The 14,125-nt window shown below is 70.8% G+C and carries 16 protein-coding genes and 1 pseudogene; 6 read left to right on the top strand and 11 right to left on the bottom strand.

Annotation, left to right across the window (positions count from 1 at the left end; translation table 11 throughout):
• Positions 1-62 precede the first annotated feature (62 nt).
• From gudD to AC1D1T_RS06400, 5 genes are all read right to left on the bottom strand, one after another.
• On the bottom strand, positions 63-1,397 hold the full coding sequence (gene gudD, locus AC1D1T_RS06420; protein ID WP_477991662.1) for a glucarate dehydratase: 1,335 nt from the start codon (positions 1,395-1,397) through the stop codon (positions 63-65).
• A gap of 17 nt (positions 1,398-1,414) precedes the next feature.
• Positions 1,415-2,389, bottom strand: a complete 975-nt coding sequence (locus tag AC1D1T_RS06415; RefSeq protein ID WP_477828869.1) for a Bug family tripartite tricarboxylate transporter substrate binding protein — start codon at positions 2,387-2,389, stop codon at positions 1,415-1,417.
• A gap of 71 nt (positions 2,390-2,460) precedes the next feature.
• Positions 2,461-3,474 (bottom strand): LacI family DNA-binding transcriptional regulator, encoded by a 1,014-nt coding sequence (locus AC1D1T_RS06410; RefSeq protein ID WP_477839928.1) that lies wholly within the window; start codon positions 3,472-3,474, stop codon positions 2,461-2,463.
• A 7-nt stretch (positions 3,475-3,481) separates the two neighbouring features.
• Positions 3,482-4,000: a DUF2306 domain-containing protein gene (locus AC1D1T_RS06405; protein WP_477828986.1), complete on the bottom strand. Its 519-nt coding sequence runs from the start codon at positions 3,998-4,000 to the stop codon at positions 3,482-3,484.
• 70 nt (positions 4,001-4,070) lie between these two features.
• The gene (locus AC1D1T_RS06400; protein WP_477839926.1) at positions 4,071-4,901 is read right to left on the bottom strand and encodes a hypothetical protein; all 831 of its coding nucleotides are present in this window, start codon (positions 4,899-4,901) and stop codon (positions 4,071-4,073) included.
• Between the two features lie 69 nt (positions 4,902-4,970).
• Here AC1D1T_RS06400 and AC1D1T_RS06395 point away from each other — a divergent pair, with 69 nt between their 5' ends.
• From AC1D1T_RS06395 to AC1D1T_RS06380, 4 genes are read left to right on the top strand one after another with little or no spacing between them, the layout of a single operon-like run.
• The gene (locus AC1D1T_RS06395) at positions 4,971-5,111 is read left to right on the top strand and encodes a type II toxin-antitoxin system VapB family antitoxin (RefSeq protein ID WP_465114260.1); all 141 of its coding nucleotides are present in this window, start codon (positions 4,971-4,973) and stop codon (positions 5,109-5,111) included.
• Positions 5,108-6,685, top strand: coding sequence for a DHA2 family efflux MFS transporter permease subunit (locus AC1D1T_RS06390; protein ID WP_477828275.1), 1,578 nt, complete (start codon positions 5,108-5,110; stop codon positions 6,683-6,685). The genes AC1D1T_RS06395 and AC1D1T_RS06390 overlap by 4 nt, the downstream gene beginning before the upstream one ends.
• Positions 6,682-7,059 (top strand): CidA/LrgA family protein, encoded by a 378-nt coding sequence (locus AC1D1T_RS06385; protein ID WP_477828276.1) that lies wholly within the window; start codon positions 6,682-6,684, stop codon positions 7,057-7,059. The genes AC1D1T_RS06390 and AC1D1T_RS06385 overlap by 4 nt, the downstream gene beginning before the upstream one ends.
• A complete protein-coding gene (locus tag AC1D1T_RS06380; RefSeq protein ID WP_465114263.1) occupies positions 7,052-7,771 on the top strand; it encodes an LrgB family protein in 720 nt (239 codons plus the stop codon). Before AC1D1T_RS06385 ends, AC1D1T_RS06380 begins: the two co-directional genes overlap by 8 nt.
• On the opposite strand, the gene AC1D1T_RS06375 is transcribed toward AC1D1T_RS06380, so the two are convergent.
• Both AC1D1T_RS06375 and AC1D1T_RS06370 read right to left on the bottom strand, forming a co-directional pair.
• The gene (locus tag AC1D1T_RS06375) at positions 7,758-8,201 is read right to left on the bottom strand and encodes a hypothetical protein (RefSeq protein ID WP_477826722.1); all 444 of its coding nucleotides are present in this window, start codon (positions 8,199-8,201) and stop codon (positions 7,758-7,760) included. The genes AC1D1T_RS06380 and AC1D1T_RS06375 overlap by 14 nt on opposite strands.
• A 9-nt stretch (positions 8,202-8,210) precedes the next feature.
• Positions 8,211-8,885: a hypothetical protein gene (locus AC1D1T_RS06370; protein WP_477826721.1), complete on the bottom strand. Its 675-nt coding sequence runs from the start codon at positions 8,883-8,885 to the stop codon at positions 8,211-8,213.
• A 121-nt stretch (positions 8,886-9,006) separates the two neighbouring features.
• Here AC1D1T_RS06370 and AC1D1T_RS06365 point away from each other — a divergent pair, with 121 nt between their 5' ends.
• On the top strand, positions 9,007-9,597 hold the full coding sequence (locus AC1D1T_RS06365) for a helix-turn-helix domain-containing protein (protein WP_477839922.1): 591 nt from the start codon (positions 9,007-9,009) through the stop codon (positions 9,595-9,597).
• A 1-nt stretch (position 9,598) separates the two neighbouring features.
• The gene (locus AC1D1T_RS06360) at positions 9,599-10,126 is read left to right on the top strand and encodes a GNAT family N-acetyltransferase (RefSeq protein ID WP_465114266.1); all 528 of its coding nucleotides are present in this window, start codon (positions 9,599-9,601) and stop codon (positions 10,124-10,126) included.
• A gap of 4 nt (positions 10,127-10,130) precedes the next feature.
• Here the strand turns inward: AC1D1T_RS06360 and AC1D1T_RS06355 are convergent, their stop codons facing one another.
• The 4 genes and pseudogenes from AC1D1T_RS06355 to AC1D1T_RS06340 all read right to left on the bottom strand — a co-directional run.
• Positions 10,131-10,466: a hypothetical protein gene (locus tag AC1D1T_RS06355; protein ID WP_477826719.1), complete on the bottom strand. Its 336-nt coding sequence runs from the start codon at positions 10,464-10,466 to the stop codon at positions 10,131-10,133.
• Between the two features lie 20 nt (positions 10,467-10,486).
• Positions 10,487-13,240 (bottom strand): putative bifunctional diguanylate cyclase/phosphodiesterase, encoded by a 2,754-nt coding sequence (locus AC1D1T_RS06350; RefSeq protein WP_465114267.1) that lies wholly within the window; start codon positions 13,238-13,240, stop codon positions 10,487-10,489.
• 87 nt (positions 13,241-13,327) lie between these two features.
• Positions 13,328-13,630, bottom strand: coding sequence for a DUF1330 domain-containing protein (locus AC1D1T_RS06345; RefSeq protein ID WP_477991661.1), 303 nt, complete (start codon positions 13,628-13,630; stop codon positions 13,328-13,330).
• Between the two features lie 54 nt (positions 13,631-13,684).
• Positions 13,685-14,125: pseudogene (locus AC1D1T_RS06340) on the bottom strand (metallophosphoesterase); the annotation flags it as partial.

Raw genomic sequence — 14,125 nt, 5'->3', positions numbered from 1 at the left:
GCCACTTGAGCGGGATCCGGCCCGTTCGTGACGTGTTCAACGATCCAGGCCAGCGGTCGAGGTCAGCGGTCCAGGGCCGGCCGCTTCGGGTCGAAGGTCCAGCCGGGGATCAGGTACTGCATCGCGACCGCGTCGTCGCGCGATCCCAGCCCGTGCTGGCGGTACAGCTGGTGGGCCTTCTCGACCTCGTCCATGTCGAGCTCGACGCCCAGGCCGGGCTGCTTCGGCACCTGCACATGGCCGCCTTCGATGCGCAGCGGCTCTTTCGTGAGGCGCTGGCCGTCCTGCCAGATCCAGTGGGTGTCGATCGCGGTGACCTTGCCGGGTGCGGCGGCACCGACCTGCGTGAACATCGCGAGCGAGACGTCGAAGTGGTTGTTCGAATGCGAGCCCCAGGTGAGGCCCCAGTCGCGGCAGGTCTGCGCGACGCGCACCGAGCCGGCCATCGTCCAGAAATGCGGGTCGGCCAGCGGGATGTCGACCGACTGCAGCGCAAGCGCGTGGCTCAGCTGGCGCCAGTCGGTCGCGATCATGTTGGTGGCGGTCGGCAGGCCGGTGGCGCGGCGGAACTCGGCCATCACCTCGCGGCCGGAGAAGCCCGCCTCGGCGCCGCACGGGTCCTCGGCATAGGCGACCACGCCGCGCATGTCGCGCATCAGCCGGATCGCGTCCTTCAGCAGCCAGCCGCCGTTCGGGTCGAGCGTGATGCGCGCCGTCGGAAAGCGCTCGTGCAACGCGCGGATTACCTCCACCTCTTCATCGCCGCGCAGCACGCCGCCCTTCAGCTTGAAGTCGTTGAAGCCGTAGCGCGCCTGCGCGGCCTCGGCCAGGCGCACGATCGCATCGGCATCCAGCGCCTTCTCGTGGCGCAGGCGGAACCAGTCGTCGGCGGCCTCGGGCTCCTGCGCACCATCCGCATAAGGCAGGTCGGTGCGCGTGCGATCGCCGACGAAGAACAGGTAGCCGAGCATCTCGACCGCATCGCGCTGCTGGCCTTCGCCGAGCAGCGCCGCCACCGGCACGCCCAGGTGCTGGCCGAGCAGGTCGAGGAAGGCCGATTCGATCGCGGTGACCGCATGGATGGTGGTGCGCAAATCGAAGGTCTGCAGCCCGCGGCCGCCGCTGTCGCGGTCGGCGAAGCCCTGCTGCACGCGCTGCAGCACCTGCTGGTGGTTGCCGATCGGCTGGCCGACGACGAGCGGCGCCGCGTCTTCGAGCGTCTGGCGGATCTTCTCGCCGCCGGGCACCTCGCCGACGCCGGTGCGGCCGTCGCTGTCGGTCAGGATCAGCAGGTTGCGGGTGAAGAACGGGCCGTGCGCGCCGCTCAGGTTCAGCAGCATGTCGTCGCGCCCGGCGACGGGGATCGCGCGCAGCGCGGTGATGGTGGGTGTGCTCATGGGTCGGTGGTCTTGATTCAGTCTGCGGTGATTTTTCCGGTCTCGATGACGGTCTTCCAGCGCGCGAATTCCTTCTGCTGGAAGGCGGTGAACTGCGCCGGCGTGTTGCCGACGATCTCCATGCCGACCGAGACGAACTGCTGCTTGACCTGCGGGTCGTTCAGCGCGGCGACGATCGCGGCATGCGCCTTCGCGCGCACGTCGGCCGGCAGGCCCTTCGGCGCCGCGATGCCCTGCCACGAGTAGACGGCGAGGTTCCTGACACCCGCTTCGTCGAAGGTCGGCACCTCGGGCAGCACCGCGGAGCGCTTGTCGCCGGTCACCGCCAGCGCCCGCAGCTTGCCGGCCTTGATGTGCTGCAGCACCGCGTTGACGTTCTGGAACGAGGCCTCGACCTGGCCGCCGAGCAGGTCGGAGATTGCCGGCGCGCCGCCCTTGTACGGGATGTGCGAGCCGCTGGTGCCGGTGAGCTGCCAGAACAGCTCGGCCGTCAGGTGGTCGCTGGAGCCGTTGCCCGACGATGCGAACGTCATCTTGCCGGGGTTGGCCTTCTCGAACGCGATCACGTCGGCCACGCTCCTGTGCGGCGACGCGGCCGGCACCACCAGCACGTTGGGCGCCTGCACCGCGATCGTGATCAGGTCGAAATCCTTCAGCGCGTCGTACTGCACGTTCTTCAGCAGGTGCGGCGCGATCACCAGCGGGCCGAGCGAGGTGACGAGGAAGGTGCTGCCGTCGGGCGCCGCGCGCTTGACCAGCGCCGCACCGATGGTGCCGGTGGCACCCGCCTTGTTGTCGACGATGAAGGTCTGGTGCAGCGCCTCGCCCAGCTTGGGCGCAATGGCGCGCGCGACGGTGTCGGTCGAGCCGCCGGGCGGGAACGGCACCAGCAGCGTGACGGGCTTGTCGGGCCACGCTTCGGCGTGCGCGGCAGCCATCGACACGGCACCGAGGATCAACGCGAGCGCCAGCCTGGACAACAGCGTGTGCATGGGATGTCTCCTGGATTGTTAACGTTAACAATACGCGCTGGCGACCACCCCTGTCATGCGGGTTTACCCGATCAGCTGCTGGCCCGCTCGACGATCGAGAAGCCGACGTCGATCACGCGCGACTGCAGCGCCTCGCCACTGGCGCGCGTGACGATGCACTGCGCCGCGAGGTCGCCGATCTGCCGCGGATCGATGCGCACGCTGCTCAGCGCCGGCTCGAGATCGGCCGCGAAATTCAGGTCGCCAAAGCCGACCACGGCCAGTTGCGCCGGCACGTCGATGCCGCAGGCGCGCGCCTCGGTCAGCACGCCGAGCGCCAGCAGGTCGGAGCTGCAGAACACCGCGTCGGCCCGCGGCTGCCCGCGCAGCAGGTCGCGCAGCGCGCTGCGGCCATGGCCCAGCCGGGTCGGCGCGGGCACGTACTGCAACACCGGCGCGGCCAGCCCGCGCGCCAGCGCCTCGGCGGCGAAGGCCTCGGCACGGCGGCGCGCGCGCGGGTCGTCGCCGCCGATCACCGCGAGCCGTTGCCGGCCACGCTCGGCGAAGAAGCCCGCCACCGCCTTGCCGACCGCCTCGTGCGAGAAACCGACCAGCACGTCGATCGGGTCGGGGATCAGGTCCCAGGTCTCGACGATCGGGATGCCCGAGGCCAGCAGGCGCTGCCGGCCCTGCGCGGTGTGCAGCACGCCGGTCAGCACGATGCCGTCGGGGCGGCGGCCGATGATGTCGGCCAGCAGTTCGTCCTCGCGCGCTTCGCTGTAGCCGCTCTGCCCCACCATCAGCTGGTAGCCGCGCGCGGCCAGGCCGGTGGTCAGCGCCTCCAGCGTCTCGAGGAACATCGGCCCCGACAGCGTCGGCACCACCGCCGCCACCAGCCGGCTGCGGCTCGAGCGCAGCGCGCCGGCCGCGCGGTTCGGCACGTAGCCGGTCTGCGCCACCGCGGCGCGCACCTTCTCGACCGTGGCGGCCGGCACGTTCTCAGGCCGGTTCAGCGCACGCGACACCGTCATCGCCGAGACGCCGGCGACGCGGGCCACATCGTTGACGGTGATGCTGAGGTGAGACGCCGTGCGCTGAAGGGTCATCGGCAGGTCAGGCGGCGGGCGTGGCTGCAGTGAGGCCCGGACGGCTGCGCGAGCGCAGCTGCAGGCACTGCCAGGTGGCACCGATCAGGAACACCAGGAACAGCGCGCCGGCGACGGCCTGCAGTTCCGGGGCATCGGCATTCGGCAGCAGCGGCTTGCCCAGCGGCAGCCGCGTCGTCGTCTCGGTGACGCCGGGGATCATGTGGAAGAAGAAAGTGAGCGAGTAGCTGACGGTCTCGACGTACGGCGACGCGCCGCCGAACAGCCTGCGGCGGCCGGCCAGCCACGCGACGCCGAGCACGACCAGCGTCACGATGCCCAGCACGTGCGGCTTGCCGAAACCGCCATGCTGGAAGATGCCGAAGCCGGTGAGGCAGGTCAGCACCGTGGCCCAGATGTAGATGCGGCCGGTGGTGGTGCCGGCGATGATGCGCTTGTCGCGGAACAACGCGACCAGGCCGGCGGCGACCGCGATGAGCGAGATGAGCGTGTGGATGACGCCGAGCGGCGTGAGACCGTAGACCATGGGTTCCTCCTGGGGTCGATCTGTTGGAGCCCCAACAGTACACGCCGACGGCGCGACCGACAACACCGCCTCAGCAGCCGCCGACCGCCTGCGCATGCACGGCCGTCCAGCCGCCGGCCGCGCGCTTCAGCACGCCATAGCCCGACCACTCGTAGCCGGCGTAGGCGTAGACCAGCTCGGCGACGCCGTCATCGTCGAGGTCGGCGTGATCGACGAAGTCCATCTCCATCAGTGCCGACGCGCCGGCACCGCCGCGGAAGAATTCTTCATGGGTGGCGGCGTAGACGCCCTGGGCGTTGCGCTCGGCAACGAAGAACAGCGTCTGCACGTTGTCCTGGTTCTCGATGTGCGACGACACGACGAGCACGGGCTGGCCTGCGCGCTCGATGCGCACCACGGACACGCGCAGGGCCGCGAGCGTGTCGGCCAGCGCCGCGGCGGGTGCCTGGTGGCGCGCCAGGATGGTGCGGGCGACCTCGCGGGCGGCGCGCCGATCGGCCTCGGTGGCGGCGGCTGCGCGCTCGACGCCGAGGTCCTTCAGCGCACGCGTCGTCACCAGCGCCGTCGCGTCGCTCGCGCCCGGCAATGGCGGCGTCAGCACCGCATGGCTGCCGTCGGAACAGCCTTGGCGTTCTTCGATCTGCAAACGATCGACGCGCGCCTCGCGGATGCGTGCACCGGCCTGGTGAAGCTGTACGCGCTGGCCCGGCTGCAGTGACTCCGCGGTCAGCTCGAACGGCGCGAACGTGCCGGCCCGCACGAGGGCCAATGGGAACGCGCGATCAGGGGCCTGCAGCACCAGCACGAGGTTCGGCGCGACGGGAGGGGCCGGCTGCGCGACGCTCGCAGTCGCGATGAGCAGGGTGGTGAGGGCAAGCAGGCAGCAGCGGATCGGCGTCATGCGGGCGATTGTCGGGCAGCGTGGAGGCCAGCCGGATAGGATGCGTGCGCACAGACCATGAGGTACGCCATGCGCACTCGCATCCTGATCGACGACGCTCTCCTCCAGGAGGCGCTGCGCGTCACCGGCGCGGCGACGACGCGCGAGGTCGTGGAACTGGCGCTCAGGACGCTGGTGAGACTGGACGGGCAGGCACAGGCGAGCCCGTGAACCCCGCCGGCCAGACCCCCTGCGACAAGGTCGCCATCCTGCATGGTGCGCCGTGCGCTGGCGCGCCGGCCAGCGGGCAGCGCTGGACGCTGGCCGCCGCGATCCTCGGCTCGGGGATGGCCTTCATCGACGGCAGCATCGTCAACGTCGCGCTGCCCGCGATCCAGCGCGAGCTGAACGCCAGCGCGGCGCAGCTGCAGTGGATCGTCGAGGCCTATGCGCTGTTCCTCGCGTCGCTGCTGCTGGCCGGTGGCGCGCTCGGCGACCGGCTCGGGCGGCGGCGCGTCTTCATGGCGGGCGTCGCGCTGTTCACCGTCGCGTCGGCGGCCTGCGCGCTGTCGCCGTCGGCCGACCTGCTGATCGCGGCGCGCGCGCTGCAAGGCATCGGCGCGGCGCTGCTGGTGCCGGGCAGCCTGTCGCTGATCGGCGCCAACTTCACGCAGGCCGAGCGCGGGCGCGCGATCGGCACCTGGTCGGCGCTGAGCGGCGTCGCCGCGGCCGTCGGCCCGGTGCTCGGCGGCTGGATGGTCGAGCACTGGCGCTGGACCTGGGCCTTCCTCGTGAACCTGCCGCTCGGTGCCGTGCTGCTACTGATCTGCGCCACCCGCGTGCCCGAGAGCCGCAACAACGCGGACACCTCGGCGATCGACGTGCCGGGTGCCGTGCTCGTCACGCTCGGCCTCGCCGGCATCGTGTTCGCGCTGGTGCAGGCACCGCTGCACGGCTGGGGATCGGCCGACGTGCTCGCGGCGCTTGCGATCGGCATCGCCGGCCTCGCAGGATTCCTCCTTGTCGAAGCCCGCAGCGCCGCACCGATGGTGCCGCTGCGCCTGTTCCGCATCGGCGACTTCGCCGGCGCCAACCTGCTGACGCTGCTGCTGTATGCCGCGCTCGGCGGCGGGCTGTACTTCCTGCCGCTCAACCTGATCCAGGTGCAGGGCTACGGTGCCGCAGCCGCAGGTGCCGCGATGCTGCCGTTCATCGCGATCATGTTCGCGCTGTCGCGGGCCGCGGGGCACATCGTCGACCGCACCGGGCCGCGCCTGCCGTTGATCGTCGGCCCGCTGGTGGCCGCCGCCGGCTTCGCCTTGTTCATGGTGCCGGGCGTCGGCAGCGGCTACTGGACGGGCTTCTTCCCCGCCACCTTCGTGCTGGGCCTCGGCATGGCGATCACGGTCGCGCCGCTGACGACCACCGTGATGAATGCGGTCGGTGCCGAAGCGGCCGGCGTGGCCTCGGGCGTCAACAACGCGGTGTCGCGCGCGGCCGGCCTGCTGGCGATCGCCGGCTTCGGCGTGCTGATGGCGCACGGCTTCAACCACCAGCTCGCGGAGTCGATGCAGGCGCTGTCGCTGCCGGCCGGCGTGGCCGATGCGATCCGGCAGCAGCAGGACCGGCTCGCCGGCATCGCGTTGCCCGACGGGCTGGACGCCGCGCTCAGGCCGGCCTTGCAGCAGGCGATCGGCGGCGCCTTCGTGGCCGGCTTCCGGCAGGTGATGGGCGTGTGTGCCGCGCTCGCGCTGCTCAGCGGATTGAGCGCCGCGTGGATGATCGGCCGCGGGAGGCAGCCATGAACGCCTTGCGCGGCCTCGCCTGGCTGCTGTTGCTGCAGGCCACCGGCGAAGCCATCGCCCATGCGTTGACGTTGCCGATCCCCGGCCCGGTGATCGGCCTGGCGCTGCTGCTGGCCCTGCTGCACTGGCAGGCCGTGCGTGCGCCGGTGCAGGCCGCGGCCGAATTGCTGCTGACGCACCTGTCGCTGTTGTTCGTGCCGGTCGGCGTCGGCGTGATCACGCACCTCGACCTGGTGTCGGCCTGGGGCTGGCAGCTGCTGGTCGTGGTGTGCGTGTCGACCTGGAGCGGCATGGTGGTCACCGGCCTGGTGCTGCGCGCGTTGCTGCGGTCGCCACCGGATTCGCAGGCGCCGCGCGAGCCGCACGATGGCTGACTTCGTGCAGCTCTGGGTCTACCTGTCGACCACGCCGCTGTTCGGGCTGACGGCCACGCTCGTGACCTACGTGCTGGTGCAGGCCGGCCACGAGCGCGTCGGCCGCGCCGCGTGGGCCAATCCGGTGCTGTGGTCGGTGGTCGTGATCGGCTGCGTGCTGCTCGCGACGAAGACGCCCTACCCGACCTACTTTGCCGGCGCGCAGTTCGTGCATGTGCTGCTGGGGCCGGCGGTCGTCGCGCTCGGCTGGCCGCTGTGGCTGCGGCGGCACGAGATGCGGCGTCGCGGCGTCGCGCTGGTCATCGCGGCGCTGGCCGGCGGCAGCGCGGCCGCGGCCAGCGCGGTCGCGATGGGCCTTGCGTTCGGCATGCCCGCCGACGTGGTCCGATCGCTGGCGCCGAAATCGGTCACCGCGCCGGTGGCGATGGGCATCGCCGAGCAGATCGGCGGCGTGCCGGCCCTGGCGGCGGTGTTCGCGGTGCTGACCGGCATGGCCGGTGCGCTGTCGGCACGCTGGCTCTTCAACTCCCTCGGGTTCACCGACTGGGCGGTGCGGGGCTTCGCGCTCGGCACCACCTCGCACGGCATCGGCGCGGCCCGCGCGCTGCAGGTCAACGACGAGGCCGGTGCCTACGCCGGCATCGCGCTCGGGCTGCAGGTGGTGCTGGCGGCCTTGCTGATGCCGCTGGTGGCCAGGCTCATCGCGGGCTGAGTGTCCGCTGGCGGGAACGCAACAGCAGCATCGCGGCGGCACCCGCGAGCATCGCTGCCATGCCCCACGCATAGTCCGCATACACCAGCGCGCACGACCCGCACATGAAGCCGGCGCTGAGGTAGAGGTTGTCCTCGTCGCGCCGCTGCGCCCACAGCGCCGAGCCGATTGCCGCCAGCGCCAGGTAGATGGCGAACCCGAACGCCGCAGTGATCGCCGTGCCGTCGTTCAGCGAGAACGGATTCCAGGCCTTCAGCTGCGCGTCGCTGCGCGACGAATCCGCGAGCCATCCCATGCGATCGAGCACGTCCAGCAGGTAGCCGGCATGCGTGTCGCGGTAGACCTGCAGGCGCTTGACGCCGGCGATCAGCCACAGCGCCAGCGCGCCGATCACGATCGAGTTGATGCCATGGAGGTTGCGGCGCGACATGCGGTGGGCTCACTGCACGTTGAGCCGATACTCGATGTCCTGCAGCGAGCGGCCGTAGGCCGTCGAACTTCGGTTGTAGCGACCGCCGAACTTCAGTACATGCCGGCCCTTGGGCAGCGGATTCAGCAGCAACCAGTAGCCGTCCGTGGCGGCAGGGTAGCCCTCGTAAGGCCGGTCGGCCTGCGCGATACGACCGAAGATGTTGAAGCATTGCTCGGTCGCGACGCGAAAGCGCTTTGGCTCGGGCACCGGCACGCCGTCAATCTCGGCGAACAAGTCCACCGCCGCATCGTTGTTCAGCGCCGCCTGTGATCGCGCCCGCGCACAGGTGTAGGCGGTGTTGCCCCGCTGTGGGTAGTACGCCATGTTGATGATCGGGAAGAAGAGCGCCTTGCCGGCCGGCACCGTGCAGGTCCGCTGGATCAGCGACGAACCGAACCCGCCGGCCAGGAACCACAGGGTGCCGCGCTGACCCACGGCGCATTGCGCGCCGCTCAGGTCCTGCACCGGATTGGTTTCGTCCGGCTCGGCAGAAGCCCACTGCCACCATTCGGCGGCCAGTTGCGGGCCGCTGCGACCTTCCCAACCGCTGCCGGGCGGCAACAGCGTGTCGGCCGCCGATACCACGAACGGCATGGCGAGCAGGAGGGCCGCAGTGAGGTGGTGAAGACTGAATCGGCGCATGGCATCCCTGGATGGAGTCGTTGAAGTACGGCGTTGATCCGTTGGCTCATTTTCGCCTGACCGCGGCGCTCGCTTCCATCTCTCTTGACATTCCTATCCAACATATTGGATGATTATTCCAATGGAAGATACACCGACCTCCTCCCTCTCCGATCGCATCGCGCAGAACGTGCGCGAGCTGCGTGCAGCGCGCGGCCTGTCGCTCGACGAGCTGGCCACGCACTGCGGCGTCAGCCGCTCGATGATTTCGCTGATCGAGCGTGGCGAAAGCAGCCCGACCGCCGTCGTGCTCGAGAAGCTGGCCACCGGCCTCGGCGTGCCGCTCGCGTCGCTGTTCGAGGCGCCCGGGGCCGACGCCGCACCGGTGTCTCGGCTGGCCGACCAGCTGCTGTGGCGCGACCCGGCCTCGGGCTATGTGCGGCGCAACGTCTCGCCGCCCGGCTTCGCATCGCCGATCCAGATCGTCGAGGTGGCCTTCCCGGCCGGCGCACGCGTCAACTACGAGACGGCCGCACGCACGCCGCGCGTGCACCAGCAGGTGTGGGTGCTCGAAGGCAGCATCGCGATTGCGCTCGGCGACGAGCGGCACCGCCTGAACGCCGGCGACTGCCTGGCGATGGTGCTCGACCGCCCGATGAGTTACCACAACCCGACGCGCAAGCCGGCCCGCTATGCCGTCGTGATCACCACCGAAACCGCCCCCTGGAGATGAAATGCCCTCCCCCGACCTGACCGTTCGGCGCCTCGCCACCCTGACGCCGGCCGACATCGACGCCCTGTCCGCGGTGCTGATCGACTGCGTCGACGGCGGCGCATCGGTCGGCTTCATGCAACCCTTCGCGCCGGAGCGCGCGCAGGCCTTCTGGTCTCGCGTGGCCCAGGGCGTCGCCAGCGGCGAGCGCGCACTGCTGGTCGCCGAAGACGCGCAAGGCATCGTCGGCACCGTGCAGCTGGTGCTCGACCAGCCCGACAACCAACCGCACCGCGCCGACCTCTGCAAGATGCTGGTGCACCGCCGCTCGCGCCGCCAGGGCACCGGCGCCGCGCTGATGCGCGCGGCCGAGGCGCTGGCGCGTGAGCATGGCAAGACGCTGCTGGTGCTCGACACCGCGAACCCCGATGCCGAGCGGCTGTACGAGCGCGAGGGCTGGCAGCGCGTGGGGGTGATCCCGGACTACGCGCTGATGCCCGAGGGCGGGCTGTGCGCGACGACGTATTTCTACCGGCGGCTGGCCGCCTGATCGCTCAGCGCCCCACCGCCGCACACAGCCGCGCCGCCTGCCGCACATGCGGCGCGAGCACCTGCGTCTCGGCCGCCTCGTCGCGCTTCAGCGCATGCGATGCCGCCGCCTGCCATTCCGGTTCGGTGACGCTCTGCGCAAGGCTCTTGCTCCAGCAGCCGCACATCGCCTGTGCATTCGACGGCGTCAGCCCGCCGGCCTTCGCGTCGGTCACGCAGCCGGCCTCGAGCTTCTGGCGGTACAGCGCGATCTGCTCGGGGCGCAACTCGGCCGTGGCCGGCTGCGCGCCCGCGCCACCGACGAAGAGCATGCCCGCCGCCGCGACAACAAATCGATTCATCATCGGGCGATTGTGAACCCTCAGGCTGCCGCCAGCGCGGGTTGCCGGTCGCTTACCAGCAGCGTGGTCGCGGCGGCTGCCGGCGCGGGCCGCGAGTGCAGGAAACCCTGCACGATGTCGCAACCCCAGCCGTCGAGCAGGCTCTGCTGCGCCGGCGTCTCGACCCCTTCGGCCGTGACCGACAAGCCGAGGCTGTGCGCCAGCTCGATCACCGTGCGCACGATGGTGTCGTCCTGCTCGCTCGCACCGAGCTGGCTGATGAACGAGCGGTCGATCTTCAGCCGGTTCAGCGGGAAGCGGCGCAGGTACGAGAGGCTGGCGTAGCCGGTGCCGAAGTCGTCGATCGCGAGCTGCAGCCCGAGCGCGCGCAGCGCATGCAGGCGCGCGACGCTCGCCTCGGCATCGTCCATCACGCTGCCTTCGGTGATCTCGAGCTCGATCTGGGCCGGGTCGACCCCGGTCTCGGCCAGCGTCTCGCGCACCGTGGTCATGAACTCCGGGTGGTTGAACTGGCGCGGCGAGATGTTCACCGCCACCACCGGCGCGCCCAGCCCCGCATCGGCCCAGGCCTTGGCCTGCAGGCACGACTGGCGCAGCACCCACGCGCCGATGCGCACGATCAGGCCGGTCTCCTCGGCCAGCGGGATGAAATGCGCCGGCGACACCATCTTGCCGTCGTCATGCCAGCGCAGCAGCGCCTCGAAGCCCTTGATGCCGCCGCGCAACGCGCGCTGGCCCTGGTAGAAGACCTCGAAGTCGCCGGATTCCAGCGCCTTCTTCATGCGCGACTCCATGCGCAGCTTGTCGCGCTGGCCTTCGCCGATGCGCGCGTCGTAGATCACGTGGCTGTTGCCCGGCTCGGCCTGGGCCTGCAGCTTGGCCAGTTCGGCCAGCCGCGCCACCTCGTCGTGGCTGCTCGCGTCCTTCGGGTACTCCGAGGCACCGACGCCGATCGACACCATCAGGTCCTGGTGGCCGATCTCGAACGGCATGTCCATCGATTCGGTCAACGCCTGCAGCGCGCGATCCAGCCGCGGCACGTCGCCGCCGAAGCGGTAGATCGCGGCGAAGGTCACGCCGTCGATGCGGTACAGGCGGCCGGCGTCGCGGGTCGCGGCGTCGTCCAGGCGGGTCGCGATCTGGCACAGCAGCGTGTCGCCGAGCTGGTGGCCGACGCTGCCGACGATCAGGCCGAACTGTTTCACCGACAGCGTCACGGCGCAGTACGGCCGGCCGCCGAGCGAGGCGATGTCGGCCTCCATCGCGCGGCGGTTCAGCAGGCCGGTGACCTTGTCGTGCGTGCTCGCGAATTCGAGCGCCTCGTTGTTGAGCGCGAGCCGGCGGTTGGCGTCGAGCGAGCGCAGGTACAACCGCCAGGCCGCGATGACGCCGATCGCCATCGCCACCACCAGCAGGAAGCCCAGCGCGCGCTCGTTCTTGCGGCGCGAGATCTCGACCGACTGCAGCTCGTTGTCGTGCTGCAGCTGCTCCAGCTGGCGCTGGCGCTGCTGGAAGCTCGATTCGCGCTGCAGCGCGACGACGGTGCTCTGGCGGTCGCGGCGCTCCAGTTCGGTCTCGAGCAGCAGCGCCTCGCGCAGGCGGTCGAGCGCCGGCACGGCCTGCCCGGCGCGCTCCAGCGCCACGGCATAGCGGTTCAGCTGGATCAGGTATTCGGCATTGCGCCCGGCCTTGCCGAGCATCGCCAGGCCCTGGTCGGCGAGCTGCCGGCCGGTCAGCAGGTGGCCGGCGCCGAGCTCGGCCAGCCCCTGGTTGACCATCGCGCGCGCGGCCGTGCCCGGGTCTTGCCGCTGGTCGGCCAGGCGCTGCGTGCGCAGCGCGAACTCGCGCGCCGCTGCGAAATCGCGGTGGCCGAGGTACAGCGTCGACATCGTCAGCAGCGTGTCGACCTCGGTGCTGAGCCAGCTCGCCCCGCCCATCTGCGAGTTGACGCCGGACGCCGGCCGCACCACGCTGCCGGTGAGCGCGGCCTGCTGGCGCGCGCGCTCGGCACGCTCGGGCTGCTGCGACGCTTCGGCAGCCAGCGCCTCCATGATCCAGCCCGAGGTGATCAGCGCAACGTCGCCGGCGCGGCTGGCGAGCTCGCGCACCCGGCGCGATTCCACCAACGCCGCGGTGGTGTCGCCCTTGACGATGCGCAGCGGCGCCAGCGCCTGGAAGGCCTGGGCCTCGCGGCGCGGGTTGCGGCCGGTGCGCGCGGCCAGCGCCGCGGCTTCGAGCAGGCGGATGCCTTCGTCGATCTGGCCGTTCGAGGTGGCCAGGTCGCCGGCGGTCATGTCGACCCAGTAGCTCAGGTCGGGGCTGTTCACCTTGTCGGCCAGCGGCACCGCGCTCTCGATCCAGCCGAACGCGGCGCGCACCTGGCCGGAGAACTGCAGCACGCAGGCCTTCAGCGTGTAGGCCGACGCGAGCGCGGCGGCATCCTGCGTGCGCTGGCCGATGTCGGTGAGTTCCTCGATCGCGGCCTCGGCCACGGCCGGCTTGTCGATCGCGGCATGGGCATAGCCCCAGGCGGCAAGGAAGATGCGCAGGTCGTCACCACCGCTCGCGCGCGCCTGCGGCTCGATCGGGCGCAGTTCGGCGATGACGGCGCTGGGTTCGTTGCCGTGGCGGGCCTCGATCGCGAAGACGGCGCTGCCGATGGTGCCGGCATGCGCCGGGCGGGCCAGCGTCAGCGCGCCGCCCGCCAGCAACAGCAGGCACGCGGCAGCGACACGGCGCTGCCAGGGGGCGATGAGGCGGGTGAAGGAGACCACACGGCTTTATCGGCCCCGCCGACCGGCGGCTTGAGACGGTCTGACTCGAAGCCGACGCCGCGAGCCGTGTGCAAAGTCTCGGTTGGCTCAGGGCTGCGGGCCTTCGTAGCCCTCGATCACGACGATGTCGAGCGTCGAGACCTTCTCGCGCAGCTTGATCGCGGCCTGGTAGTCGTCCGACTTCCAGCAGGCGAGCGCCGCCTCGTAGGACGGGAATTCCAGCACGACGTGGCGCGCCCGGCTGCTGCCCTCGACCACCTCGAAGCCGCCGGCGCGCACCAGGAAGCGCGCGCCKAAGCGCTTGAACGGTGCGGCATTGGCCGCCTGGTAGGTCTTGTACACCTCGGGATCGGTGATGTCGGCACGCACGATCCAGTAGCCCTTGGGCATGGCAGTCTCCGGAGTCTTTGAAAGGACCCCGGAGCTTGCCATCAAATCACTTCATCAGTTGAAACTGACCCCGGCGGTGTCGGCGTTCACCAGCTTCCTGTTCTTGAAGTCGATCGTGAAGTGGCCGCTCGGCTTGCCCGAACCCAGTCCCTTGAAGATCGCGAAGACCTGCTTGAACTGCGCCTGGAAGGCCACCTGCACCGCGTTCTGGTCCGACGGCTTGTCGCCGACCTTCACGATGGCCGCGGGCGCTGCCGGGAAGGCCGACATCAGCAGCTTGTACTGCTTCACGCGCAGTTCGCCCATGTCGCGCAGCGCCAGCTCGCCGGCGTACACCGTGCGGTGGAAGTCACCGTAGAACTCGTACGGCGTGACGGCGGCCAGCGCGTCGAAGTCCAGCCCCGCGGCCACGGCCAGCGCGCGCGCCTTGGTGGTGGCGGTGGCCCAGTCGGCGCCCAGCTGCGTGGCCGGCGCGGCCACCGGGCTGGCCGGCGG

It is taken from the genome of Rhizobacter sp. P2_H3 (assembly GCF_056403355.1).
Note: the sequence above shows the minus strand (reverse complement) of the source record. Positions and strands in the feature narration are given on the sequence as shown.